28 protein-coding genes and 1 tRNA gene are annotated in these 24,606 nt (G+C 67.8%); 19 read left to right on the top strand and 10 right to left on the bottom strand.

Annotated elements, in window-relative coordinates; genetic code table 11:
• Positions 1-103 precede the first annotated feature (103 nt).
• The 3 genes from P6144_RS12330 to P6144_RS12340 all read left to right on the top strand — a co-directional run bounded on the left by P6144_RS12330 (position 104) and on the right by P6144_RS12340 (position 2,227).
• Positions 104-328, top strand: coding sequence for a DUF1272 domain-containing protein (locus P6144_RS12330; protein WP_277768066.1), 225 nt, complete (start codon positions 104-106; stop codon positions 326-328).
• 122 nt (positions 329-450) lie between these two features.
• Positions 451-1,608: a bifunctional hydroxymethylpyrimidine kinase/phosphomethylpyrimidine kinase gene (gene thiD, locus P6144_RS12335; protein WP_277768067.1), complete on the top strand. Its 1,158-nt coding sequence runs from the start codon at positions 451-453 to the stop codon at positions 1,606-1,608.
• Complete coding sequence (locus tag P6144_RS12340) at positions 1,601-2,227, top strand: ribonuclease HII (RefSeq protein WP_277768068.1); 627 nt, start codon at positions 1,601-1,603, stop codon at positions 2,225-2,227. The genes thiD and P6144_RS12340 overlap by 8 nt, the downstream gene beginning before the upstream one ends.
• A 168-nt stretch (positions 2,228-2,395) precedes the next feature.
• Here the strand turns inward: P6144_RS12340 and P6144_RS12345 are convergent, their stop codons facing one another.
• Positions 2,396-3,796: a radical SAM protein gene (locus tag P6144_RS12345; protein WP_277768069.1), complete on the bottom strand. Its 1,401-nt coding sequence runs from the start codon at positions 3,794-3,796 to the stop codon at positions 2,396-2,398.
• 281 nt (positions 3,797-4,077) lie between these two features.
• Here P6144_RS12345 and P6144_RS12350 point away from each other — a divergent pair, with 281 nt between their 5' ends.
• The 3 genes from P6144_RS12350 (at position 4,078) to P6144_RS12360 (ending at position 6,960) form a co-directional block, all read left to right on the top strand.
• Positions 4,078-5,205 (top strand): site-specific DNA-methyltransferase, encoded by a 1,128-nt coding sequence (locus P6144_RS12350; protein ID WP_277768070.1) that lies wholly within the window; start codon positions 4,078-4,080, stop codon positions 5,203-5,205.
• A gap of 216 nt (positions 5,206-5,421) precedes the next feature.
• Positions 5,422-6,510 (top strand): dihydropteroate synthase, encoded by a 1,089-nt coding sequence (folP, locus tag P6144_RS12355; RefSeq protein ID WP_277768071.1) that lies wholly within the window; start codon positions 5,422-5,424, stop codon positions 6,508-6,510.
• 15 nt (positions 6,511-6,525) lie between these two features.
• Positions 6,526-6,960 (top strand): hypothetical protein, encoded by a 435-nt coding sequence (locus P6144_RS12360; protein WP_277768072.1) that lies wholly within the window; start codon positions 6,526-6,528, stop codon positions 6,958-6,960.
• Here the strand turns inward: P6144_RS12360 and P6144_RS12365 are convergent.
• Positions 6,957-7,718, bottom strand: a complete 762-nt coding sequence (locus tag P6144_RS12365; RefSeq protein WP_277768073.1) for a LytTR family DNA-binding domain-containing protein — start codon at positions 7,716-7,718, stop codon at positions 6,957-6,959. The genes P6144_RS12360 and P6144_RS12365 overlap by 4 nt on opposite strands.
• Before the next feature lie 156 nt (positions 7,719-7,874).
• On the opposite strand from P6144_RS12365, the gene P6144_RS12370 reads away from it, so the two are divergent.
• A complete protein-coding gene (locus tag P6144_RS12370) occupies positions 7,875-8,393 on the top strand; it encodes a DUF2306 domain-containing protein (protein WP_277768074.1) in 519 nt (172 codons plus the stop codon).
• A 4-nt stretch (positions 8,394-8,397) separates the two neighbouring features.
• Here the strand turns inward: P6144_RS12370 and P6144_RS12375 are convergent, their stop codons facing one another.
• Positions 8,398-8,829, bottom strand: coding sequence for a DUF1772 domain-containing protein (locus P6144_RS12375; RefSeq protein WP_277768075.1), 432 nt, complete (start codon positions 8,827-8,829; stop codon positions 8,398-8,400).
• A gap of 74 nt (positions 8,830-8,903) precedes the next feature.
• On the opposite strand from P6144_RS12375, the gene P6144_RS12380 reads away from it, so the two are divergent.
• Positions 8,904-9,668, top strand: coding sequence for a DUF4253 domain-containing protein (locus P6144_RS12380; protein ID WP_277768076.1), 765 nt, complete (start codon positions 8,904-8,906; stop codon positions 9,666-9,668).
• Between the two features lie 7 nt (positions 9,669-9,675).
• On the opposite strand, the gene P6144_RS12385 is transcribed toward P6144_RS12380, so the two are convergent.
• A complete protein-coding gene (locus tag P6144_RS12385; protein ID WP_277768077.1) occupies positions 9,676-11,103 on the bottom strand; it encodes a sigma-54 dependent transcriptional regulator in 1,428 nt (475 codons plus the stop codon).
• Positions 11,104-11,254: 151 nt separating this feature from the next.
• Here P6144_RS12385 and P6144_RS12390 point away from each other — a divergent pair, with 151 nt between their 5' ends.
• The 7 genes from P6144_RS12390 to P6144_RS12420 all read left to right on the top strand — a co-directional run bounded on the left by P6144_RS12390 (position 11,255) and on the right by P6144_RS12420 (position 16,597).
• A complete protein-coding gene (locus P6144_RS12390) occupies positions 11,255-11,395 on the top strand; it encodes an aa3-type cytochrome c oxidase subunit IV (protein WP_277768078.1) in 141 nt (46 codons plus the stop codon).
• Complete coding sequence (locus tag P6144_RS12395; RefSeq protein ID WP_277768079.1) at positions 11,392-12,519, top strand: NAD(P) transhydrogenase subunit alpha; 1,128 nt, start codon at positions 11,392-11,394, stop codon at positions 12,517-12,519. Before P6144_RS12390 ends, P6144_RS12395 begins: the two co-directional genes overlap by 4 nt.
• Positions 12,520-12,635: 116 nt before the next feature.
• Positions 12,636-12,914: an NAD(P) transhydrogenase subunit alpha gene (locus P6144_RS12400; protein WP_086127554.1), complete on the top strand. Its 279-nt coding sequence runs from the start codon at positions 12,636-12,638 to the stop codon at positions 12,912-12,914.
• Between the two features lie 67 nt (positions 12,915-12,981).
• Positions 12,982-14,418 (top strand): NAD(P)(+) transhydrogenase (Re/Si-specific) subunit beta, encoded by a 1,437-nt coding sequence (locus P6144_RS12405; RefSeq protein WP_277768408.1) that lies wholly within the window; start codon positions 12,982-12,984, stop codon positions 14,416-14,418.
• 25 nt (positions 14,419-14,443) lie between these two features.
• Complete coding sequence (locus P6144_RS12410) at positions 14,444-15,373, top strand: hypothetical protein (RefSeq protein ID WP_277768080.1); 930 nt, start codon at positions 14,444-14,446, stop codon at positions 15,371-15,373.
• Between the two features lie 127 nt (positions 15,374-15,500).
• The gene (locus P6144_RS12415) at positions 15,501-16,466 is read left to right on the top strand and encodes a hypothetical protein (protein WP_277768081.1); all 966 of its coding nucleotides are present in this window, start codon (positions 15,501-15,503) and stop codon (positions 16,464-16,466) included.
• A gap of 55 nt (positions 16,467-16,521) precedes the next feature.
• Positions 16,522-16,597: transfer RNA gene (locus P6144_RS12420), tRNA-Val, on the top strand.
• Positions 16,598-16,661: 64 nt separating this feature from the next.
• On the opposite strand, the gene P6144_RS12425 is transcribed toward P6144_RS12420, so the two are convergent.
• Both P6144_RS12425 and P6144_RS12430 read right to left on the bottom strand, forming a co-directional pair.
• Positions 16,662-17,030, bottom strand: coding sequence for a hypothetical protein (locus P6144_RS12425; protein ID WP_277768082.1), 369 nt, complete (start codon positions 17,028-17,030; stop codon positions 16,662-16,664).
• Between the two features lie 82 nt (positions 17,031-17,112).
• The gene (locus P6144_RS12430) at positions 17,113-17,676 is read right to left on the bottom strand and encodes a helix-turn-helix transcriptional regulator (protein WP_277768083.1); all 564 of its coding nucleotides are present in this window, start codon (positions 17,674-17,676) and stop codon (positions 17,113-17,115) included.
• Positions 17,677-17,768: 92 nt separating this feature from the next.
• Between P6144_RS12430 and P6144_RS12435 the strand changes: the two genes are divergently transcribed.
• The 3 genes from P6144_RS12435 (at position 17,769) to dapF (ending at position 20,097) form a co-directional block, all read left to right on the top strand.
• On the top strand, positions 17,769-18,221 hold the full coding sequence (locus tag P6144_RS12435; protein WP_277768084.1) for a DUF6456 domain-containing protein: 453 nt from the start codon (positions 17,769-17,771) through the stop codon (positions 18,219-18,221).
• Between the two features lie 230 nt (positions 18,222-18,451).
• The gene (locus P6144_RS12440; RefSeq protein ID WP_277768085.1) at positions 18,452-19,126 is read left to right on the top strand and encodes a glutathione S-transferase family protein; all 675 of its coding nucleotides are present in this window, start codon (positions 18,452-18,454) and stop codon (positions 19,124-19,126) included.
• 32 nt (positions 19,127-19,158) lie between these two features.
• Positions 19,159-20,097: a diaminopimelate epimerase gene (gene dapF / locus P6144_RS12445; protein WP_277768086.1), complete on the top strand. Its 939-nt coding sequence runs from the start codon at positions 19,159-19,161 to the stop codon at positions 20,095-20,097.
• Here the strand turns inward: dapF and P6144_RS12450 are convergent.
• Together P6144_RS12450 and P6144_RS12455 are read right to left on the bottom strand one after the other, a co-directional pair.
• Positions 20,094-20,567, bottom strand: a complete 474-nt coding sequence (locus tag P6144_RS12450) for an SRPBCC family protein (protein ID WP_277768087.1) — start codon at positions 20,565-20,567, stop codon at positions 20,094-20,096. The two genes, dapF and P6144_RS12450, sit on opposite strands and share 4 nt — an antisense overlap.
• A complete protein-coding gene (locus P6144_RS12455) occupies positions 20,564-21,886 on the bottom strand; it encodes a dihydroorotase (RefSeq protein ID WP_277768088.1) in 1,323 nt (440 codons plus the stop codon). The genes P6144_RS12450 and P6144_RS12455 overlap by 4 nt, the downstream gene beginning before the upstream one ends.
• A gap of 46 nt (positions 21,887-21,932) precedes the next feature.
• On the opposite strand from P6144_RS12455, the gene P6144_RS12460 reads away from it, so the two are divergent.
• Positions 21,933-22,664: a folate-binding protein gene (locus P6144_RS12460; RefSeq protein ID WP_277768089.1), complete on the top strand. Its 732-nt coding sequence runs from the start codon at positions 21,933-21,935 to the stop codon at positions 22,662-22,664.
• Here the strand turns inward: P6144_RS12460 and P6144_RS12465 are convergent.
• Both P6144_RS12465 and P6144_RS12470 read right to left on the bottom strand, forming a co-directional pair.
• A complete protein-coding gene (locus P6144_RS12465; RefSeq protein WP_277768090.1) occupies positions 22,661-23,338 on the bottom strand; it encodes a phytanoyl-CoA dioxygenase family protein in 678 nt (225 codons plus the stop codon). The two genes, P6144_RS12460 and P6144_RS12465, sit on opposite strands and share 4 nt — an antisense overlap.
• A gap of 109 nt (positions 23,339-23,447) precedes the next feature.
• On the bottom strand, positions 23,448-24,581 hold the full coding sequence (locus tag P6144_RS12470; RefSeq protein ID WP_277768091.1) for an OmpA family protein: 1,134 nt from the start codon (positions 24,579-24,581) through the stop codon (positions 23,448-23,450).
• Positions 24,582-24,606 lie beyond the last annotated feature (25 nt).

The following is a 24,606-nucleotide window of genomic DNA, read 5'->3' on the forward strand; positions in this document are numbered from 1 at the left end:
CGTTCGTGCTGAGCTTGTCGAAGCACCGTTCTTTCTTCACGCGACAACAAGGAAGAAGTACGGCCCTTCGACAAGCTCAGGGCGAACGGGATTGGATTGAACTATGCTCGAGATGCGTCCCGATTGCGAGCGCTGCGGCGTCGACCTGCCCGCCGACGAGGGCGGCGCCTTCATCTGCTCGTTCGAGTGCACCTTCTGCGCCGACTGCACCGATGCGCTCGACGAACGCTGCCCCAATTGCGCCGGCGAGCTGTTGGATCGGCCGGCGCGTGTGGGTAAGGCGCTGGCGAACAACCCGGCGAGCACGGAGCGCCGGTTTAGAGGCTGAGCGATGTCATTGGCTTTCAACCGTCATGCTGAACTTGTTTCAGCATCCAATTCTCCCCCAGCGGTATCGCCTGAGGCGCGTTGGACCCTGAAACAAGTTCAGGGTGACGATGGAGGAAAGGCGTGACGCCACGTATCCTGATCATCGCCGGATCCGATTCGGGCGGCGGCGCCGGTATCCAGGCGGACATCAAGACCGTCACCATGCTCGGCGGCCATGCGATGACGGCGATCACGGCGATCACTGCGCAGAACACGCTGGGCGTCACCGGCGTGCATCCGGTGCCCACCGAGATGGTGCTGGCGCAGATCGAGGCGTGCGTGAGCGACATCGGCGTCGATGCGATCAAGATCGGCATGATCGGATCGGCGCGCACCGCGCTGGCGGTCGCCGAGAAGCTCGCCGAGCTGCCCGGCGTGCCGGTGGTGTTCGACCCCGTGATGATCGCATCGAGCGGCGCGACGCTGGCCGACGACGCCACCATCGCCGCGTTCGAGCGGCTGATGGCGCGCGCCACCGTCGTCACGCCGAACCTGCCCGAGCTCGATGCGCTGGGCGGCGATCCGCTGGCACTCGTCAAGGCGCATCGCTGTGCGGTGCTGGTCAAGGGCGGCCATGCTGAGGGCGCGGTGGTGACCGACCGGCTGTGGTCGGTCGACCCCGAGGACCCGCCCGAGATCGAATGGAGCAGCCCGCGGATCGAGAGCGATTCGACGCACGGCACCGGCTGCACCCTCTCCTCAGCGATCGCCTGCGGGCTCGCGGTGGAATGGGACCTGCCCGAGGCAGTGCGCCGCGCCCGCCGCTTCGTGCGGCTGGCGATGCGCGAGGCGCCGGGGCTCGGCCGCGGCCATGGTCCGATGGGCCAGCAGGCGGTGCGGCTCGATCTCAACATGAGCTTCTTCGAGCCGATGCTGAACCAGGTGACCGTGCCCGCCGCCGACCTCGCCGCCAGCGAGCGCTTCTACCGGCTGCTCGGCCTGCGTCAGGTCGTCCGCGCCAGCCCGCGCTATGCCCGGTTCGAGACCGAGGGCGGCGCCACCTTCAGCATCGCCACCGATCCCGGCTACACTGCGCCGGTCGTCTATTTCGAATGCGGCGATCTCGACGTCACCGTCGCCTATCTCCAGCAGCAGGGCGTGAAGTTCGAGCAGGAGCCCAAGGACGAGAATTGGGGCTGGCGCGAGGCGCGGCTGCGCGATCCGGCGGGCAATGCGGTGCGGCTCTACCAGGCTGGCGAGATGCGCCGCTATCCGCCATGGCGGGTACAAGATGCCTGATCTCAAGTTCGAACGGAAATATGGCAAGCTGCACGGCGGCCCGGTCGCGGGGGTCGACGAGGCCGGCCGCGGGCCGCTGGCGGGGCCGGTGGTCGCCGCCGCTGTCATCCTCGATCCGCGCTGCGTGCCCGAGGGCATCGACGATTCCAAGGCGCTGACGGCCTCGAAGCGCGAGCGGCTCTGTGCCGAGATCCTCGCCTGCGCCCAGGTCGGCATCGGAGTCGCCAGCGTCGAGGAGATCGACACGCTCAACATCTTCTGGGCGACGATGCTGGCGATGACCCGCGCGGTCGAGGCGCTGGTGCACGCGCCCGCCTTTGTGCTGGTCGACGGCAATCGCTGCCCGAACTGGGGCCATCAGAGCCATGCCGTGGTCGGCGGCGACGCGCTCTGCCTGTCGATCGCCGCCGCCTCGATCGTCGCCAAGCATCGCCGGGACGCGATGATGATCGAGCTCGATGCGCTCCACCCCGGCTATGGCTGGGCGAGCAACAAGGGCTATGGCGCCAGGGTCCACCAGGAAGCGCTGCGCACGCTCGGCCCGACGCCGCACCACCGCAAGAGCTTCGCGCCGGTGGCGCAGGCGCATTTCGATTTCGGGACGGCAGCCGCCGAATAGGGGGCGCTGGCGTTCTGCAAAGCCCTCCCCCTTGATGGGGGAGGGTTGGGTGGGGGTGACCTCACCTCAAGCGAGAGAGCCAGAGGAGAGGTCACCCTCACCCTCCCACCGCCTTCGGCGGCGGGCCCCTCCCTCTCCCATCAAGGGAGAGAGCGCTTGAGCAGGCGGTCAGGCTGCCGCCTTGAAGAACTCGTCCAGGTCGCTCGGCCACACCTTGGCATCGCGCAGGCGCGGATCGCGGGTCGCCTCAAGGAAGGCGTCATATTCGGCATGGCCCGGCACGAACACCGCCTTGCGCGCATATTCGTCCTGGCTGAACGTGCCCCAGTTGGTGATCCGCCCGAAATAGCAGGTGCTCGCGCCGACTTCGTCGGCCAGGTCGAGCAGGTCTCCCATCTCGCGGTAATTCTCCTGCTGCACCGTGAAGGTGAGCATATAGTCGTCGACCAGCCCGGCCGCCTTGAGCTCGCCGGCGAACTTCATGTTCTGGAGCATCGTCTCCCAGCGCGCGCCGCGGCGCAGCAGCTCGTGCGTCGGCCCGGTCGCGGCATCGAGGCTGATCCGCAGCGATTGCACCCGGCCGTGCAGCGCCGGGAAGGCTTCCCATTGGCGCGGCGTGAACAACATGCCGTTGGTCATTATGATGAACTTGAGCTCGGGATAGTCCTCGGCGGTCAGCTGCTCCATCAGCCGGCGGAAATTCTTGCTAGCGAAGGGATCGCCCGATCCGGTGATGAACACCGTCTTGGCATTGGCCATCATCGGCAGGATCGCGCGCTCCTGCATCTCCGCATAGGTCGCCCGGGTCGCATCGTCGGCGGCATAGCGCTCGGTGCGGCAGCTGGGGCAGGAGAGGTTGCAGGTCCGGTCATAGGCGAGGTTCACCTCTTCCGGGCCGTGCGCCATGTGCGTCTGGCCGGTCTTGACGACCTCCGCCCATTTGACGTCGGCTTCCAGCTCGGTGCGCGTGGGCAGGTTGCCGCTCTGGATGAAGGGGCAGGTGCGCTTGTTGCAATAGCGATAGGAGCCGTCGAGCACGCTCGCGCGGATCGCCTGCGCGGTCTCGCCGTTCCACACGCGCTGCCAGTCGCCGCCGCGAAGATTGCCGACCGATGTCGGCAGCCAGCTCGCGCAGCACAGATGCGCGCTGTTCTCCAGCACGTCGAGCTCGACGAACGGCTTGAGGCAGACCTTGTCGGCCAGTGCGTAGCGCGGGTTCTCGGGATCGAGCTTGCCTTCGAGATGGAACAGCGCGCCCTGCACCATCAGCGACTGGCTATACCGCGCGGCGAGCGGCGCCAGCAGCTCGAGCACTTCGGCGGTTTCGCCCCCGGCCGAGGCGCACATGCCGAGCAGGATGCGCAGGCTGTCCTTGAACATCGCGCGCGGTTCTTCGGCCAGGCGGCGCTGCAGCGTCGGCACCAGCATCGAATCGGACGCCACCAGATTCGGAATGATCTCCCACAGCTCGGGATGGTCGAGCCCGTCGGACAGCACGCTCAGCATCAGGTCGACGACATCGTTCGACGTCGGCGGCGCCGTCGGCTGGGGCTGCGGATCGATGTTCATCGCGGATTTCCAAGGCTTAGGGGATCTGGTTACCCCTCATTATAGGCCGCCGGGGCCGGTTGCGGCCGATGCTGCGCTCTTCTCGCATGCGACGAGCTGAGTCTTTTTCGCCACACCCCATATCTTGTGCCTGTGGATAACTTATTGACTCAGCATGTGGATAAGTTCGCTCGCCGTTCCACAAGTTAACGGAATCGAAGGCTTTTTCGTTAACCAATCTCTGCTTGACGGATGGTCGTTCCGCGACAGAAACCGCCTCTCCAATAAGGGGATTGAGGTTAATGGGGGTTCTCGAAAAGGGCAGGCTCAAGCCGGCGACGGTGCGTAGTTGGGTCGATGTGTTGCCCTATGACACGATCCTGCAGCAGGACTGCATCGAGGCGATGCGCGCTTTGCCCGCCAAGTCGATCGACTGCATCTTCGCCGATCCGCCCTACAACCTCCAGCTCGGCGGCGACCTCAACCGTCCCGACGGCAGCGCCGTCGACGCGGTCACCGACGATTGGGACAAGTTCGACAGCCTGGCCGCCTATGACGCGTTCACCCGCGAATGGCTGGCCGAGGCGCGCCGCATCCTGAAGGACGACGGCACGATCTGGGTGATCGGCAGCTATCACAACATCTTCAAGGTCGGCTCGGCGATCCAGGACCTGGGCTTCTGGATCCTCAACGACATCATCTGGCGCAAGGCCAACCCGATGCCCAATTTCAAGGGCACGCGCTTCACCAACGCGCACGAGACTTTGATCTGGGCATCGACCGGCGAGAAGGCGAAATACACCTTCAACTATCGTTCGATGAAGACGCTCAACGACGAGCTGCAGATGCGCTCGGACTGGGAATTCCCGATCTGCGGCGGCCAGGAGCGGCTCAAGAAGGGCGGCCAGAAGGTCCATCCGACCCAGAAGCCCGAAGCGTTGCTCTACCGTCTGCTGCTCGCCTCGACCAAGCCGGGCGACGTCGTGCTCGACCCGTTCTTCGGCACCGGTACCACCGGTGCGGTGGCCAAGCGCCTCGGCCGCCGCTGGATCGGCATCGAGCGCGAGAGCCAATATGTCGAGGCGGCGCAGGAGCGTATCGCAGCAGCCCTGCCGCTCGACGAATCGGCGCTGAAGACGATGCAGGCGCCCAAGAGCCAGCCGCGCGTCGCCTTCGGCCAGCTGGTCGAGAATGGCTATCTGAACCCGGGCACCGTGCTGACCGACACCAAGCGCCGCTGGCGCGCAGTGGTCGGCGCCGATGGCTCGCTCAGCTGCGAAGGCCAGGCCGGCTCGATCCACAAGCTCGGCGCGACGCTGCAGAACGCCCCGTCGTGCAATGGCTGGACCTTCTGGCATTACGAAGCGGCCGACGGCCTCAAGCCGATCGACGCGCTGCGCCAGACCTACCTGCTGGCGACGCAGCCGTAAGGCGACTTCAGGGGGGCGCTCCACCGCTCCCCAACCCGTCACCCCGGCCTTGTGCCGGGGTCCACGGTGCCTCGGGTCAAAGTGCCCGATCCTCTTGCATATCGGCTGCCTCCCGGTGGGCCCCGGAACAAGTCCGGGGTGACGAAGAAGAGGCGAAGCGCCCGCAGCGTCACTTTCCGCTTCCAATACAGGATTCCGTCTGAGACGGTTTCCCGCATGACCCCCGATCTCCCCGCAACCGCGCGGCTCTATCTCCGCCCCGTCCAGTTCGCCGATTCGCCGGTGCACCGCGATGGCGAGGTGATCCGCCTTGCCGGCGGGCTGAGCTGGTGCTCGGCCTTCGAGCTGATCGCCCGCGAGGGCGGCAAGCGGGTTTTCCAGCAGACCGTCGCGGTTGCCGATCTGCCCGACGATCCGCGCATCGCCGCGATCCTCGATCGCATCACCGCGCCGCGCGCGCCGCTCCGGCTCGGCGAGCGGGTGGTGCGGCTCGATCAGCCCCAGGTGATGGCGATCCTCAACCGCACGCCGGACAGCTTCTCCGATTCCCGCGCGCTCGCCGAGGATGCCGATGCAGCGGCCGGGGCGGGCGTCGACATGGCGGCGATGGGTGCGGCGATCCTCGATATCGGCGGCGAATCCACCCGGCCCGGCGCCGCGGAGGTCTGGGAAGGCGAGGAGATCGAGCGCGTCGTGCCGGTGATCCGCAAGCTCGCCGCCGGCGGCGCGGCGATCTCGGTCGATACGCGGCGCGCCTCGGTGATGTCGGCGGCGCTCTCGGCGGGTGCGCATATCGTCAACGATGTCGCGGCGTTGCTCTACGATCCGCGCGCGCTCGAAGTGGTGGTGGCGGCCGGCTGCCCGGTGATGCTGATGCATTCGCCCGAGCCCGAGAAAGGCCCGCATGGCGGCGAGGGCTATGCCGACGTGCTGCTCGACGTCTATGACTGGCTCGAGAAGCGCGTCGCCGACGTCGTGGCGGCGGGCGTCGACCGGGCGAAGATCCTGGTCGATCCCGGCATCGGCTTCGGCAAGTCGCTCCAGGACAATCTCGCGCTGATGAACGGGCTGGCGCTGTTCCACGGGCTGGGCTGTGCGATTGTGTTGGGGGCCAGCCGCAAGCGGGTGATCGGCGCGCTGTCGAACGAGGCGCCTGCCGAACGGCGGCTCGGCGGCAGCCTGGCACTGGCGCTCAAGGGTGCCGATGCCGGGGTCCAGCTGATCCGCGTGCATGACGTATTCGAGACGGTTCAGGCGTTGAGAGTGTGGCGCGGCCTGCGCGATGCGGCTTTGGTCGCGCGCTAGAAGGAGAGAAGCCTCATGCGGATTGCGCTCGCGCTTGCCTTGCTCGCCGCCCCGGTTCCTGCGCTCGCGCAAGGCGCCGACAGCCCCGAAGCCGCGCGCGGCGTGGTCGAGATCTATTATGCCGCGATCGACCGCGGCAATTTCCGCGGCGCCTATGCGCTGTGGAGCGATGGCGGCAAGGCGAGCGGCAAGAGCTACGCCAGCTTCCGCCAGGGCTTTGCCGCGACCGCGCGCACCCGGGTGGTGACGGGCACGCCGCGCGATGCCGATGCCGGGATGAGCCAGCGCTGGATCACCGTGCCGGTCGATGTCTATGCCACGCTCAAGAACGGCACCCGCCAGCATTTCCGTGGAAGCTACACGCTGCGCCGCGTCGTCGCAGGGGTGAGCGACAATCCCGTCGATACGCGCTGGCACCTCGCCCGGGCGAAGCTGGTCGCGGTCCGCTAGAACCAGCCCTCGGCTTCGAGCGCCGCCGCCTGGGCGCGCGCGACCGGCGCCTCGATCCCGCCGCTGAGCTGGAGGCGGAGGTTGCGCCCGTCGCGCCGCACGCCCTGCACTGCGCCGCGCGCCACCCACCAGCTGCGGTGGACCAGTGCGCCGGGCAGGCCGTCGAGCTCGAGCACCGCGTCGCGCATCCGCATCAGCAGCAGGTCCGACCCCTGCGCGGTGTGGACGCGGACATAATGGTCCTCCATCTCCAGCGCGATCGGGACGCTGCGCAGATGCGGGCGCAGCCGCTCGGCCAGCCGGGGCAGGGGTGCCTCGCCGGGTACGGTCGCCGGCGCCGGTGCCCGCTCGGGCGCCGCCCGGTGGCGGGAGCGGGCGAACCAGAAGAGCGCGCAGACCAGCGCGCCCATCACGAAGACGTTGAAATAATGCTCGAGCGCCTGATCGAGCGTCGGCCAGCTCGGGGCTCGCCAGATGAAATTCGCGCACCAGGTCACCGCGGTCATCGGCAGCGTGACGATCAGGCAGGCCGCGGCCCAGAGCGCCGGCTCGGGCAGTTCCAGCCGCGGCGCCAGCGCGGTCGCGGCGGCCATGGCGGGGAAATAGAGGAAATAGCCGGCATAGCTCATCGCCAGCCAGTAGAGCAGCCGCAGCCCGAACGGCGCCTCGAAGCTGCCGAACGGCCCGACGAACGCCAGCACCAGCCCCACGCCGAAGATGATCGCGCAGTCGATCAGGATCCGCCGTGCACTGCCCAAGCCGTCTTTTTCCCGTCCCGTTCGCGCTTCGCCAAATGGCGGCGCCCTCCGGCGCCGCGCCCGCCGGCGAAGCAGATTGCCGGCCCACGTAGCCGCGATTGCGGCCCCGCCGCCAGCCGACAATCTGCCCCTGTCCATAAAGTCGGGAGGCACGCCATGGCCACACAGGTTCGGGAAGAAATCGCAATCGATCTGCCGCGGATCGCCAAGGGGGCGTTGCTGGTCGGCGCGACGATACTGGCGGGTGCCACGACGATTGCGGTCGCCCGGGTGCTGACGGGCATGACCCCGTCGACCTATGAAGCCAAGCAGGTCGCGATCCTGATCCACCTCGCCAGTGTGCTGCCAGCGATTCCGCTCGGGCTATGGGTGCTGCTGTCCCGCAAGGGCGACGCGACGCACAAGATGCTGGGGCGGATCTGGGCAGTGCTGATGCTGACGGCCGCGATCTCGGCGATCTTCATCCGCACGATCAACCACGGCCAGTTCAGCCTGATCCATTTGTTCGTGCCGGTGGTCTTCCTCGCACTGTTCCGCGCCATCCGCGCTGCCCGGATGGGCCGGATCGCGCTGCACAAAAGGCTGATGTGGACGCTCTATTCGGCGGGGCTGCTGCTGCCGGGCCTGTTCGCCTTCCTGCCCGGTCGGCTGCTCTGGCACTGGCTGATGCTGTGAGGCCTCAGGGCAGGATGCCGCGGGCGATCAGGCCGACCGCGAGCAGGCCGAGCGCGACGCGGACGAGATGGAGCTTGTGCCACTTCGCCAGCAGCGCCCGGGTCTCGGGGCCCGCCGCCTCGGGTGCGGTTGCCGCAAGCTTCTTGTTCGTCCCCCAGACGGCGGCGAAGGTGTAGGGGATGTTGAGCAGCAGGACCACGCCGCCCGCCAGCCAGAACCAGTTGCTCTGGTACCGCCACCAGGCGACCGCGCCGAGCACGCCGCCGAGGATCGCCAGCGTCACCTGCATGATCGTGCCGCGGGCATAGGCCGGCTTCCACTGGGCCAGCGCCGCGCGGTCGTCGAGCATCATCCGCGCGGGATGCTCGGCGAAGAAGACGTAGAAGGCCGCGCCGGCGAACAGCGCCGCGCAGATCAGGGCAACGAGTGCGACCATTCCGGATGTTCCCTTATTGTTCTGTTGGCTATATGTTTGTATAGCACGTCGCGCGGAAGGCGAGAGAGGGCGCAATGATGCGACGCGGGGTGCTGGGAGCAATGCTCGGGGCGGTGGCGGTGTGGTTCGGGCGCGGTGCCGCGGCGCGGCCGGCGGTCTCCGCCGCGCCGATACCCTATCCGCTGGTCACCGTTCCAGGCAGCCAGGCGCTTGCCACCTGGGAGCGGCTGCGCCGCGAAGGCAAGGGCTGGCCGGTGGTCATCGGTGACGACGAGGCATTGGCGATGATCGGCGAGAATTTCGCGGACGAAGCCGGCCAGAGCCCGGAAGCCGCGCTCGCCGCGGCGGCGAAAATCATACTGCCTGGCGCCCTCGAAAAGCATTTCGCTCAGGAATATGGCGCCGATGCCGAAGTGCCCGAAGCGGGCGACTGGCCCGCGACGACCGAGGGCCTCGTATCGGGCCTCTCCGTTGCGTCCGACATTCTCACCGGCAAGCCCTTCGAGCGGGTGCACATCCTGCTGCTGCCGACCAGCGATGGCAGCGAAGCGCCGGCCTATCTGCGCTGGGGTGGCTGGAATGCCTGCCCGCCGGCGGCGCTGCACGTCGCGGTGCTGCGCAGCTGGAAGCAGCGTTACGGCGCCGAGCTGGTGGGCCTTTCGGGCGACGTGATTGACCTGCGGGTTACGAAGCGCCCGGCGACGCGTGCCGAGGCGATGGCGCTGGCGCGCGAGCAGTATTTCTATTGCAGCGACATCGTCGACCAGGGAACAACGAGCCTGCCGCCGCTCGCCGCCGGTCTGATGGACTCGGACTGGTGGTTCTTCTGGTGGGATTGAGCGCGGTTCAGGCGGCGCTCTGGTCGATCCCCAGCTCGCCGAGCTTGCGGTAGAGCGTCGAACGGCCGATCCCCAGGCGGCGGGCGACCTCGGTCATCCGGCCGCGATAATGGCCGATGGCGAGGCGGATCACGTCGGCTTCGATCTCGTCGAGCGCGCGCAGATTGCCGTCGGGGCGGAACAGCGTGACGCCGGCGTTGCTCGTACCCTGCACCGCGGCGCCATTGCCCATCGGGCGGCCGGCGGCGAGCTGGGCGATCTGCGGGAAGTCGGCACGCGTGAGCCCGTCGCCGTCGCAGAGCACGGCGGCGCGGAACAGCGCGTTCTGGAGCTGGCGGACATTGCCCGGCCAGTCATAGCTGCCGAGCAGCTGGAGCGCTTCGTCGGTGATCCCCAGTTCGCGCAGCCCTGGCTGCTCGGCGATCCGCGCGAGCAAGTGGCGGGCGAGCGCCGGAATGTCGCCGGTGCGTTCCCGCAGCGGCGGGATCGTCACCTGGACGACGTTGAGCCGGTAATAGAGGTCTTCACGGAAGCGCCCCGCCTCGACTTCGGCCTGGAGCGTCTTGTTGGTCGCCGCGATCACGCGGACGTCGACTTCGCGGGCATGGCGGGCGCCGATCGGCTGGATCTCGCCCGACTGGAGCACGCGCAGCAGCTTGACCTGCGCGTCGAGCGGCATCTCGCCGACTTCGTCGAGGAACAGCGTGCCACCGTCCGCATCGGCGAAGCGGCCGATCTTGCGCTCGAAGGCGCCGGTGAAGGCGCCCTTCTCGTGCCCGAACAGCTCGCTCTCGACCAGGTTGGCGGGGATCGCGCCGCAATTGACGCAGACCATTTCCTTCTTGTTGCGCGGCGAAGCGGCGTGGATCGCCTCGGCGACCACTTCCTTGCCGACGCCGCTCTCGCCTTCGATCAGCACCGGCACGCGGGCGCGGGCTGCCTTGGCGGCGATGGCGAGCGCCGCGCGGAACTGCGGCGCGCTGCCCACGATCTCGTCGAACGCGAGCGGGGCGGAAAGCTTCTCGGTGAGCGGGCGCAGCTCGCCCGCGGTCTTGCCGCCGACCGCGGCCTCGAGCGCGGCGAGCAGGCGCTCGGAGGCGAGCGGCTTGACCAGGAAATCGGTGGCGCCGGCGCGCATCGCGCTCACGGCATTGGCGACCGAGCCATTGGCGGTGAGCATCAGGATCGGCAGCTGCGGGCGGCGGGCGCGCAGCTCACCGATCAGCGCGGCGGCGTCGGCATCGGGCGACGAATGATCAAGGATGACGGCGTCGAGCGCCATCCCGTCGGGCGTGCCGAGCGTGGCGATGCCGGTCTCGGCCTCGCTCGCGAAGATGGTCTTCCAGCCGCGGCGCGCGGCAATGGCGGCGACGAGACGGCGCTGTGCCGGTTCGTCGTCGATCAGCATCAGGAGGCGCTGGCCGTTGCGCGTCATCGCTCTTTCGTGTCCCTAATGTCCCGTTTCAGGTCGTCACTCATAGAACGGATGGGTAAAGGCGGGCTTAAGCGTGCTGAAGCGGCACCGGGGTTGAGCGGGTGTTCGCTGATGGCTACAGTCCCTTCACAAAGTTTCAGGGGAGAGACGAATGGCTGACACCGGTGACAATGCCGCGCAGCTCAAGGCGCACGAGCAGACGTGGAACGGTTTCAAGGCGATGATGACCTGGGGCACGGTGGGTGCCGCGCTGGTCGCCGCCCTCGTTGTCTTTCTGATCTCCGCCAAGTGAAGATCGCGGTTCTGAAGGAAGCCGCCGCGGGCGAGCGGCGCGTTTCCGCGACTCCGGAAACGGTGAAGAAGTTCGTTGCTCTCGGTGCGCAGGTGGCGGTCGAGAAAGGCGCCGGCGACACGGCTTCGATCGCCGATCAGGCCTATGCCGACATGGGCGCGAGCGTCGGCACGCGCGCGGCGACGCTGAAGGACGCCGACATCGTGCTCGGCGTGCAGGGGCCCGATCCGGCTAGTCTCGCCGGCGCGAAGCCCGGCGCCTGGATCGTCGCCGGGCTCAACCCGTTCGGCGAGCGTGCCCGTGTCGATGCCTATGCTTCGGCCGGCTATGAGGCGCTGGCGATGGAGCTGATGCCGCGCATCACGCGTGCGCAGTCGATGGACATCCTGTCCTCGCAGTCGAACCTGTCGGGCTACAAGGCAGTGCTCGATGCCGCCGCCGAATATGGCCGCGCCTTCCCGATGATGATGACCGCGGCGGGTACCGTTTCCGCCGCCAAGGTCTTCGTGATGGGCGTCGGCGTCGCCGGGCTCCAGGCGATCGCCACCGCGCGGCGCCTCGGCGCCCAGGTGTCGGCGACCGACGTGCGTGCGGCGACCAAGGAGCAGATCCTCTCGCTCGGCGCCAAGCCGATCTTCGTCGAGGCGGTGAAGGGCATCGAAGGCGAAGGCACCGGCGGCTATGCCACCGAGATGAGCGACGAGTACAAGGCCGCCCAGGCCGATCTCGTCTCCGCGCACATCGCCAAGCAGGACATCGTCATCACCACCGCGCTGATTCCCGGCCGGCCCGCCCCGCGCCTGATCAGCGACGCGCAGATCGCAACGATGAAACCAGGCAGCGTGATCGTCGATCTCGCGGTCGAGGCCGGCGGCAATGTCGAAGGCGCGGTCGCGGGGGAGATCGTCGAGAAGCACGGCGTGAAGATCGTCGGGCACAAGAACGTGCCCTCGCGCCTCGCCGCCGATGCCTCGGCGCTGTTCGCACGCAACCTGTTCAACTTCCTCTCCGCCTTCTGGGACAAGGAGCAGGGCAAGCCGGTCCTCGACGAGGAGATCGGCAACGCCATCCGCCTGACTCAGGGCGGCAAGGTAGTGAACGAGCGGCTGCTCGCCGCAGGTTGATAATCCTGTCCTACACAGCGCCGATTGGTTAGCCTCGGCGCGAGGACGGCGAGCAAAGTTTCCGCGTTTTTATTTGCTGTACGCGGTAGCTTTGTGAAGTTTGGAAGGCTCAAGACATGGACTTCATCTCGATCCTGTCGATCTTCGTACTGGCCTGTTTCGTCGGCTATTACGTGGTCTGGTCGGTCACGCCTGCGCTGCACACGCCGCTGATGGCGGTGACCAACGCCATTTCCTCGGTGATCATCGTCGGCGCGCTGATCGCGTCGGCCGCATCGGGCGCGGAGATCGCCAAGTGGCTCGGCCTGGTCGCCGTGGCGCTGGCATCCGTGAACATCTTCGGCGGCTTCGCCGTCACCGAGCGCATGCTCGCCATGTACAAGAAGAAGGGCTGAGCCGATGCTGAAGACGCTGTTCGCGCTCGCCCAGACCTGCATGGAACCCGATCTGGGTTGCGCACCGATGCGCAAGGGCCTTGCGACGCCGGTACTCGAGCATGTCGCGGTGAACCCCTGGGTCGCCCTGGCCTATCTGGTGGCGGGCATCTGTTTCATCCTCGCGCTGCGCGGACTTTCCAGCCCGGCGAGCAGCCGGCGCGGCAACCGGCTCGGCATGCTCGGCATGGGCATCGCCGTGGTCACCACGCTGATCACGCACGAGATCGCCAGCCCGATCGAGCTGGGCGCGGCGATCGCGATCGGCGGCGTGATCGGTTTCGTGACGGCACGGCGGATCGCGATGACCGCGATGCCGCAGCTCGTCGCGGCCTTCCACTCGCTGGTCGGCATGGCGGCGGTGCTTGTCGCCGCGGCGGCGCTCCTCAACCCCGGCGCCTTCGGTATCCTGGGCGCGGACGGCGAGATCCTGAGCGTCAGCCGGATCGAGATGGGCCTGGGCGTGGCGATCGGCGCGATCACCTTCTCGGGCTCGGTGATCGCCTTCCTCAAACTGAACGGCAACATGTCGGGCAAGCCGATCCTGCTGCCGGGGCGCCATGTCATCAACCTCGCGGTGCTCGCCGGCATCCTCGGGCTGGTCGGCTATTTCGTCACCGACCAGAGCCCCTGGGTGTTCTGGACCGTCACTGCGCTCAGCTTCGCCATCGGCTTCCTGCTGATCGTGCCGATCGGCGGTGCGGACATGCCGGTGGTCGTGTCGATGCTCAACTCCTATTCCGGCTGGGCCGCGGCGGCGATGGGCTTCACGCTGCACAATTCGGCGATGATCATCACCGGCGCGCTGGTGGGCAGCTCGGGCGCGATCCTCAGCTACATCATGTGCCGCGCGATGAACCGCAGCTTCATCAGCGTGATCGCCGGCGGCTTCGGCGCGACGGCAGATGCCGGCGGCGGTGCGGCAGCGATCGACCGTCCGTGGAAGCGCGGCTCGGCCGAGGATGCGGCCTTCCTGATGAGCCAGGCCGAGCAGGTCATCATCGTGCCGGGCTACGGCATGGCGGTCGCCCAGGCGCAGCACGCGCTGCGCGAGATGGCCGACAAGCTCAAGGAGCATGGCGTGCGGGTAAAGTACGCGATCCACCCGGTCGCAGGCCGCATGCCCGGTCATATGAACGTGCTGCTCGCCGAGGCGAACGTGCCCTATGACGAAGTGTTCGAGCTCGAGGACATCAACAGCGAGTTCGCCCAGACCGACGTCGCCTTCGTGATCGGCGCCAACGACGTGACCAACCCGGCGGCGAAGACCGACAAGTCCTCGCCGATCTACGGCATGCCGGTGCTCGACGTCGAAAAGGCCAAGACGGTGCTTTTCATCAAGCGCTCGATGGGCGGCGTCGGCTATGCCGGTGTGGACAATGAGCTGTTCTATCGCGACAACACGATGATGCTGCTGGCCGATGCGAAGAAGATGGTCGAGGAGATCGTGAAGAACCTCGACTGACGCGGGCCGAATGGGGGGAGACGACATGGCGGGTGTGGGTTCGATTGTGGGCGGGGCGTTCGGGTTGCTGCGCGAGCGGCCCGTATCGGTGTTGATCTGGGCGGCGACCTATTGCGTCGGCTCGGTGCTCATTTCCTTCGCGATCGTTTTTGCGATGTTCGGCGCGATCCTGCCCGATCCGCAGACCATGACGCAGCCGGGCTCCTTCCTGGGGACCGGGCTCGGCCTGATGCTGCTGCTCTATCTGGTGCTGCTCTTCCTGCTCGTGGTGCTGATGAACGCGGTGTTCCGCGCGATGCTGCGGCCGGAGGAGGGCGGCTTCGCCTTCATGCGGGTGGGCATGGACGAGTTCCGCATGTTCGGGCTCGTCCTCCTTGTCTTCATCGGCCTGTTCGTAGCGGTGCTGGTCGGCGAGTTGCTGCTGATCCTGCTGGTGACGATCATCAACTTCGTGATCGGCCAGGGCCCGATCACCGCGGTGCTCACGTTCCTGCTGTTCCTCGGCTTTCTCGGCACGGTGATCTGGGCCGAGGTGCGCCTGTCGCTGATCTTCCCGCTCAGCTTCTATCGCCGCCGAATGAGCCTGGACGGCGCATGGGCGCTCACCAAGGGCCATTTCTGGACGCTGTTCTTCTCCTATCTGCTCGTCGGCCTGATCTTCGTCATCGCCGGCGGCCTGCTGGTCTGGACGATGATGGGCAGCTATTTCACTGCGATGTTCCAGGCGGCGGGCGATCCCGCGCAGATCGAAGCGGCGGGCCAGGCATTCGCCGCGCAGCAATTCGCGATGTCGATGGGTACCCGGATCCTCTACTGGGTCATCGGCGCGATCTTCGCTGCCGCATGGTTCGCGCTGGGGCCGGGCCTGCTCGCCAGCGCCACGCGCGAGCTTGTCGTCGATGAGGACGAAGCTGCTATATTTGCAGCCGAATCCGACGGATCAGTCGTGGACTGAGCCGTAACGGGCAGGCAATGATTCGCCTGCCCGTCCGGGTCGCGCAATAAGCTCCGCAAGGGGGCGGATCGAGCAATCCGTTTCGGAGGTTGGGCCTCTCCGGAGCATCGCGCGACTTCGAGAGACGATGGCTGACCCCAACGCGGCCCCCCTGCTGTCCGGCGCGCCCTATATGCAGGGCATCGACGCGCTGCTGATCGCCGACGCCGCGTCTGCGGACGTCGTCGACGCGCTCTCCACCGCGGGCATCCGGCTGCGCTCGCGCGCCGGGCTGGCGCTGGCCCAGGCGCTGCTGGAAGAGACCGGGGCCAAGCTCGTGCTGCTCGACGCGCGCGGTGCCGGGGAGGATGCACTGGCGCCGGCCTTTGCAGCAATCGCGGCACGGGATGCCGAGGCGATGCCTGCGCTGATCGTGTTGCTCGCCGCCGCCCAGCTCGATCTTGCCGCGCCGCTGCTCGGGACGCGGGGCGTCCAGCTGCTCTGCGATCCGGGTGCCGCAGCGCTGCTTGCCGCGCTGGTCCTTGCGCACACCGGCTTGCAGGACGCCGCGCTGTTCTCGGTCAACGATATCACCCGCGATTCGGAATCGGCGCGGCTGCGGCGGCTCAGCGAGGAGGTCGCTCGCATTGCCGATGCGCTGACGCGCCTCACCCGGGGCGAGCTGGCCGAGGAAGAGGAGATCGAGCGCCGCGGCGGAATCCGCGAGCCGGAAATGGGCTATCGCGGCCCGGAAGGCCCGGTGCCGGAGATCGATCCGTCCGAGATCCGCGCGGTGATCCGCGCACGGCGCCTGCGCAACCAGTTCTTCTCCGCGGAGCTGTTCGCCGATCCCGCCTGGGACATGCTGCTCGACCTGTTCGCGGCCAGCCTCGAGAAGCGGCGCGTCTCGGTTTCCAGCCTGTGCATCGCCGCTGCGGTGCCGCCCACCACGGCGCTGCGCTGGATCGGCACCATGCACGATGCCGGGCTGTTCGGCCGAGAGGCGGACCCGGGTGATCGCCGCCGCGCCTATATCGTGCTCAGTGAAAAGGCGATGAAGGGAATGCACGCCTATATCGGCGCGCTGCGCCGGACGGGGCTCGGTCTGGTCTGAAGGGCTTGCCCCGGGCGCCCAGCTTTGGCATCGGGCGTGGGATCGGCGATATGCCGGGCGCTTAGCTCAGTTGGTAGAGCATCTCGTTTACACCGAGAGGGTCGGCGGTTCGAGCCCGTCAGCGCCCACCATCCCCAGATCAGGCAGGCCGGGAGGAGCAGAGGCCCGCGGGCCCCTGCCGCCGGCGAAAAGCGATCAGTTGGCGGTAAAGGCGGTCGCGCCCGAGGCGGCGTATTTCACCGTGACATAGCTGTTGTCGCACACGTTGATGCCGGTCCACACGCCGCTGCTGTCGTCGGCGAAGGTCAGCTTCACGTCATATTTGCAGGTGGCGCCCTTGTCGAAATGCACGGTCATGCGCGCACCGGGCTTCACCGTCGCGTCGGCCTTCTTGAAATCGGGATCGACCTTGTTGGGCTGCCAGGTGGTGGTGCCGGTCGGCGCGAGTTCGACCGTCTTGATCGCCTTGCCGCTGTTGTTGATCAGCACGAAATCCCAGTCGTCCGCCATCGCCGGCGCTGCGATCACGATTGCGGCGGCTGCCGCGAAACCCAGTTTCAGCATGAAATGCCCCTCCTGCTTTTCCTGCAAAATGCGCCTGTCCGCCGCGCTCCGCAAGGTGATTTAGCGGCCTAAGCGGGGGATTTCAGAGCGCACGGACGAGGCGGATCGCCTCGGCGATCCAGGGCGGATCGGCGACTACCTGCTGACGCGCGCCGGCGCCGAGCGGAAGCAGATGCAGCCGGTCGCCCTCGCGCCCGATCAGGCGGCCGAACAGGAAGCGCCCGGCGGGGCGGGGCACCAGCACGTCGCGGTTGAGTGCGCCTGCAAAAGCCTCGGGCGCCAGGGTGCGGCACCAGATCTCGTCGCCGGCGCGATAGTCCCCGATACCGGCGGTGACCGAGACCGCGACCATGCCCGGCTCGGCATGCGGCGGCACCACGGAAGCGGGCCGGCGCGGCGCTTGCGCGCCGCTGCTCTCCAGCAGCGCCGCTACCGGGATCTCGGGTCGCTCGGGCAGCTTGACCAGGTCCGCGGCGTTGACGCCGAGCGCTGCCGCGATGCGATTGAGCCAGCCCACCGATACGGTGCGCGTGCCCATCTCGAGCCGGCCTACGGTCTGCGCGGTGGTGGGCGGTACGCAGCGCGCCGCCACTTCCTCCAGGGTCAGCCCCTTGGCACGGCGCACTTCGCGTATGGCGGTGATCATCGCCGAGACTCCTAACCAAATCGGTTTCCCTCTTTCCTACATTCGTGCCGTCATGGCAAGCGCTCACGAATCGGAACAACAGGAGATCGACGATGCACGAGCTTGTGGAGCGGATGATCGAGGACGGTGCGGGGCGTCGTCGCGTGCAGGTCAACCAGGCGGAATCGCCGATGGCCTGGCTGGCGGCGCGCGGGCATGTCAGCCTGCGCCAGCTCGACGCGGGCGAGCGGCTGCGCGCCGATTACGAGATGGCTTCCCTGGGACCGCGGGTGACGATGCGCTGGGACCCGGCGCCGGTCGCTCGGCTGGGCGGCGGCATGCCCGAGCGGCTCGATCCCACGCTGGCGCAGATCGCGGCGCGGCGCCGCTTCGATGGCGCAGTGGCGGCGGCGGGGCCCGGGCTGGCCGACATATTGTGGCGGGTGGTCTGCGCGGGCGAGGGGCTGGGTCCGGCGGAAAAGGCGCTGCGCTGGCCGAGCCGGGCGGGCAAGCTCGTCCTGTGCTTTGCGCTCGATCGCGTCGCCGATTTCTACGGGCTGAAATAGGCGCTCCCGCTCGATGCCCGTTTTGCCGATTTCGCGCCACCGCGGGGCAGGTGTCGTTGGACTCGGCCGGCGAGTTGATCCAGGATAATTCCGCGCCACAGCACGATAAGGGCCGCAGCAGCGCACGGACGAGGGGGTTTCCCTTCGTGGCGTAGCGCGTCTGTCGCGCATAAGCCGGTTGCCCATGCAACCGATTGAATAGCCTATGCCAAGACCAAGGAGAGGTTGGCATGATCGTGTTTGGTTCGACGCTTTCGCCCTATGTGCGCAAGGTCATGGTGTTCGGCGCGGAAAAGGGGTTGGAGCTCGAGCTTCAGGCCGCGGGCATGGGCCGGGGTGGGCCGGATTTCATGGCCGCGAGTCCCTTCGGCAAGATGCCGGGCTTCAAGGATGAGGATTTCCTGATCTCCGACAGCTCGGCGATCGTGGCCTATCTCGAGGCGAAATATCCCGAGCCGAGCCTGATCCCCGCCGAGCCGCGCGCCCGCGCACGCACGATCTGGTTCGACGAGCTGGCCGACACGATCATGATGGCCGCGGGCGCCGCGATCTTCGGCCAGCGCTTCGTGCGCCCCCGGGTGCTCAAGATGGAATGCGATCATGACGCGGCCGATGCCGCGGAGCGCGACCTGATGCCGCCGATCCTCGCCTATCTGGAGAATGCCGTTCCGGCGAGCGGCTTCCTGGTCGACGACCGGCTGACGCTGGCGGACATCGCCGTCGCCAGCCCGCTGGCCACCCTGGGCTGCATCGGCGTGAAGGTGGATCCGGCGATCTATCCGCGGCTCGCCGATTGGGTGACGGCGATGCACGCGCGGCCGAGCTTCGCCGCGATCATCGCCCGCGACCAGGCCATGGTGGACGCAATGGGCGGCCCGGTGCCGCGCGAGGCGCTCGCCGGCTAGCCAGCGGGGCCGCGCGCGCCTAGATGGGCGCCATGCGGTTGTCCTTCATCAAGTGCCATGGTTCGGGAAACGACTTCCCGCTGATCGATGCGCGCGCGCTCGATCTGTCCGACCAGGACTGGGCGGGCGTGGCGCGCGCGCTCGCCGATCGCGCCGGCCCGGTCGGCGGCGACGGGCTGTTGCTGCTCACCGCGGGCGACGATGCCGGGCATGATTTCGGCATGCGCATGTTCAACTCGGATGGGTCGGAGGCGGAGACCTGCCTCAATGGCCTGCGCTGCACCGCTCGGCTGGGCTTCGAGCTGCTCGGGATCGACCAGGCCCGGGTTCGCCTCAAGACCAGCAGCGCCGAAGTCGCGCGCGCCGATCCGCTGGCGGCCGGCGTGGTGACGATCCGCGAGACGGCGGGACCGGCCTCGACCCGTACCGCCGATGTCGGGCTGCGGATCGCGGCGAATGAAATCATCGATGCCGCCATTCCCGGCCTGCCCAGCCCGCGCGCCTTCACCGCGATCGCGATGCCCAACCCGCATCTCGTCACTTTCGTTGACTCGGTTGACGAGGCCGAGCTGGTCGCGCTCGGCGACTGGTGCGAGGCCGGGCCCGACCTGATCCCTGCGCGGGCCAATGTCTCCTTCGTCGAGGTCCGCGGACAGGACTTGTTCGTGCGCACCTATGAGCGCGGCGTCGGCCTGACCGACAGCTGCGGCAGCGCCATGGCTTCGTCGGTCTATGCCGCCGGGCGCACCGGCCGGGTGCCGTTCGGCACGGCGATGAAGGTGTTCAACAAGGGCGGGCTGGTGATGGGCTCGTCCGATGCCCTGGGCATGGTCACGATCCTCGGCAATGCGACCTTCCTCTATGACGCGACCGTCGAGGTCGATCCTGCAGCGGGCATAGCGGAGGCGCTGGAGATGCATGCCCGGCGCGAGGAAGAAGCCACAGCCTGGGCTGCAGCGATCCCGGCCTAGCCTTCGACGAACGCGGCCAGGTTCGCGAGCGAGGATTTCAGTCCGCGGACGTGATCCTGCTTGCCGATCCCCTGGGGCACGTCGTCGCAGGTGATCGCCACACGGGTTCCGCCCTCTGCCGGCTCGAGTGTCCAGTGCATCCGCATCGTGCCGGCAAAGGCCGGGTCCTCCGCGTCGAACACGGCCGACTGGACGATTTCCCGTCCCGGATTCAGCGCAACGAAGCGCACCTCGACTATATCGTCATGTTCCGACGTCTTGCCCGGCGCGGCATGATCGGCATCCGCATAGTGCAGCGCCATCCGGTAGCCGCCGCCCGGCCGCGCCTCGAACGACAGCATCTCGCCGGTCATGCCTTCGGGCGGGAGCCAGCGCACAAGTGCCGCGGGGTCGATGAAGGCACGCCAGATCTGGCTGGCAGGTGCCTTGATCAGTCGCGATGCGCGATCGGTGCGCGAAACCGTCCTCACCCGAACTCGATCGCCTCGAAGCGCACCGGCCGGCCGATCGCCTGGTTGGCGAGCTCGGCTTCCCACATCACCCGGTTGCCGCGCACGATCGTGCCCACCGGCTTGCCGGTGAGCTGCATGCCGGTGAAGGGCGACCAGCCGCAGCGCGAGGCGAGCCAGCTCTCGTTCACCGTCCAGCGCGCCTTGAGGTCGACCACGGTGAAGTCGGCATCATAGCCCACGGCGATGCGCCCCTTGCCGGCGATGCCGAAGATGCGCTGCGGCCCGGCGCTGGTGAGGTCGATCACGCGCTGCAGCGTCGTGCGGCCTTCGGCGACATGGTTGAGCATCAGCGGCAGTAGCGTCTGCACGCCGGGCATGCCGCTCGGGCTGTCGGGGTAGGGCTTGGCCTTTTCCTCGCGCGTATGTGGCGCATGGTCCGAGCCCAGCACATCGGGCACGCCCTGGTTGAGCCAGTGCCACAGCCCGGCGCGATGTGCCGCCGATCGGATCGGCGGGTTCATCTGCGCGAAGGTGCCGATCGAAGGGTAAGCTTCCTCGCCCGCCAGCGTCAGATGCTGGGGCGTGACTTCGCAGGTCGCGATGTCCTTGTTCTGGCCAAGCAACTCCAGCTCAGCCGGCGTAGTGACGTGGAGGACGTGGATGCGCCGGCGCGCCGCACGCGCCAGGCCCAGGATGCGGCGGGTCGCCAGCATCGCGCTCTCGTCGTCGCGCCACACCGGATGGCTCGAGGGATCGCCGGGGACGCGTTCGGCGAGGCGATCCTGCATGCGGAACTCGTCCTCGGCATGAATCGCGACGCGGCGATGGCCCGACGCGAGCACGCGCGCCAGATTGGCATCGTCGGAAACGAGCAGGTCGCCGGTCGAGGCGCCCATGAAGATCTTCACGCCCGCCGTGCCCGGCAGCCGCTCCAGCTCCGCCAGATGCTCGGCATTGTTGTTGGTCGCGCCGACATAGAAAGCATGGTCGCACCACATGCGATCCTTGGCGCGGGAGAGCTTGTCCTGCACCGCTTCGGCCGAATCGGTGTTGGGCTTGGTGTTCGGCATCTCGAATACCGCGGTCACGCCGCCCAGCACGGCGGCACGCGCGCCGCTCTCCAGGTCTTCCTTGGCCTCGAGCCCGGGCTCGCGAAAATGGACCTGGCTGTCGATCACGCCGGGCAGCACGTCGAGCCCGGTGCAGTCGATCGTCTCGCCAGCCTCCAGCGTGCCACCGATCGCGACGATGCGGCCGTCCTTCACGCCGATATCGGTTTCGGCCGGACCACTGGGCAGATGCACACGCCCGCCCTTGAGCTTCAGATCGACATTCATGTTCGCGCCTCTTCCGTCGCCCCCGGCCACCCCCTACCTGTTCGGCATGAACGATACCAGCACTTGGCTAGCCGACCGCGCCCTGATCCGCATTTCGGGCGAGGATGTCCGTGGCTTTCTCCAGGGACTGGTGACGCAGGACATGGCCAGCGTCACGCCGGAGGCGCCACAATGGGCCGGGCTGCTCACCCCGCAGGGCAAGGCGCTGTTCGATTTCATCCTCTGGGCGGATGGCGATGCGATCCTGGTCGATTGCGAAGCCGCGCAGCGTGAGGCGCTGGCGCGGCGCCTGACCATGTACCGCTTGCGCCGCCCGATCACGATCGAGGCGATGGAGGGCGGGGTGCATTGGTCGCCGAACCCGGGACAGGGGGTCCCCGATCCGCGCCTCGCGGCGCTCGGCCATCGCTGGCTGGGCGCGGCGGAGGGTAGCGAAGCCACGGATTGGCGGGCGCATCGGCTGCGCCTCGGTGTGGCCGAGGGCGCGGAGGAACTCGGCCAGGACAAGACGCTGTGGCTCGAATGCAACGCCGGCGAGCTAGGCGGCGTCAGCTTCACCAAGGGCTGCTATGTCGGCCAGGAAAATACCGCGCGCATGCATTATCGCGCCAAGGTCAATCGCCGGCTGGTCGTCGCGCCCCTGGGCGAAGCGGGCGAGCGCACCCGCGCAGCCTATCCTGACCTCGGCTTGATCGTGGAGTTGCGCCGGGTAGAGTCGCTGGGCGACGCGCTGGTGCCCGAATGGCTGGCGGCGGCGCTACAGGCCGAGGCCGATTAGATCCCCAGCCAGTCCAGCCCGCCGGGCAGGTCGGCAACGGCATAGTCGATCTGCAGCACCCGGCGTGTCGCGGGCCGGGCCGCCGCATCCGAGGCATGGAGGATCGGCGTTGCATAGACCCAGACATCGCCTGCTTCGGCGAGGCATCTATGGATGCCATGGCTGACGACCGCCCGATCGATATCGCTCTCGGGCACCAAGGCACGGTGCGAGCCGGGCGCGATCAGCAAGGGGGCGTTGTCGGCGGGCACCGGATCAAGGTGGACGCGCAGCGTCAGCATGCCGGCGAGCAGTGCGAATGGCGGCGCGACATGCTGCATGCCCTGCTTGATCGTCCAGGGACCGAAGCCGGAGACGTTGCGGCGCGCCCTCACCGCTATCGTGCGATCCTGATGCCAGCCCAGTGCCCAGTTGGTGCCGTCGCGCTTGTCGAACAGGATCGCGCGGATGGGGCGGGCATCGGGGCCCAGCCACCGCGAGGCAATTTGCCCGATCTCGCCCGAGGCATCCAGCAAGGGCGCTAGGTCGGGGATGTCGCGAAGGCGCAGGCCGGGGCGATCGCTGCCCAGGCGGGAGAGTATGGCTTCGAGTTCCGCCAGTACGGGCAGTGCCGCGCCGGGCAGATGCGCGGCGCCATGCGCTTCCAGCGTCAGCGGGATTGCCGGGTCGGCCATGGGGATCGGTTAGGCGTCGGGCACCCTGCGGTGCAACTCCAGCCAAAGAAAAAGGGAGGCCGGTTTCCCGACCTCCCCGATTCTGTCAGTCCCTTGGGACCGGTCTGGCTTAGTAGCCCGAACCCGGACCGTAGGTGACTTCCACGCGGCGGTTCTGCAGCTCGCGGACGCCGTCGGCGGTCTCGACGCGCGGCTTGCTCTCACCGAAGGCTTCGGTCGAGATCGCGCCGGCACCGATGCCACGGGCGGTCAGGTAGGCCTTCACCGAGTCAGCGCGACGCTGCGACAGGCCAACGTTGTAGCTGGCCGAGCCCGAGCGGTCGGCGTGGCCGGCCAGCATCACCTGTGCGTTGCCGCAGTTCTGGTAGTTGCTGATGGCGTTGTCGAGGATGCTCGCGGCCTCCGGCGTGATGTCCGACTTATCCCAGTCGAAGAACACGATGTACGGTCCCGGGGTGCAGACGACGGTCGGCGTCGGCGTGGGCTCCGGAGTCGGGGTCCAGGTCGGCGTCGGGGTCGGCTCGGGGGTCGGGGTCGGCGTGGGAGCCGGCTCCGGCGCACCGAAGTTGAAGGTCAGACCGCCCATGATCGAGTGCGAGCGGAAGCGCGTCTCGAGCGAACGACCGGCAATGTCGGTCAGCTTGACATTGTCGGCGTTGAAGAAGCGGTACTTCAGCGAGACGTCGATCGAGTCCGACAGGGGTGCGCGGATGCCCGCGATCGCCTGCCAGGCGAAGACCGTGTCCGAATCGTCCAGCGAGTCCATGTAGGTGTTGAGCGCGTAGGTGTTCTTCACGCGCGCCACGCCGACGCCGCCGCCGACGAAGCCCTGCACGCCGGTGTCTTCACCGAAGTCGAGCAGGCCATTGACCATGAAGCTCAGCGCCGACGAACGGCCACCGGCATAGCCGTAGTCACCGGCAGCCGCATTGAGCGAAGCGCCGGCCGAGTTACGGAACGGCAGCGTCACGGTGCTGGTGAGGCGCGTGACCGAAGCGGCGCGATAGCCGACCTCGGCTTCGGCACGGAACGGGCCGAAGTCATAACCCACAACGGCGTCGGCGTCCCAGCCGGCCTTGTGGTGCGCAGTCACGGCATCCTTGGCAGTGCCGACGTCGAACTTGATGTCCTCGACCAGCATCGTGCCGCCTTCGACACCCACATACCACGCATCGTCGCGGGCGAAGGCGGGCGTGCTCAGCGCGGTGGTAGCCAGTGCCAGAGTAACGGCAAGCTTCCGCATCTTAATCCCCTTTCATGATTGTCAC

Source organism: Sphingomonas sp. HITSZ_GF, from assembly GCF_029543155.1.
Lineage (GTDB): Bacteria > Pseudomonadota > Alphaproteobacteria > Sphingomonadales > Sphingomonadaceae > Sphingomonas.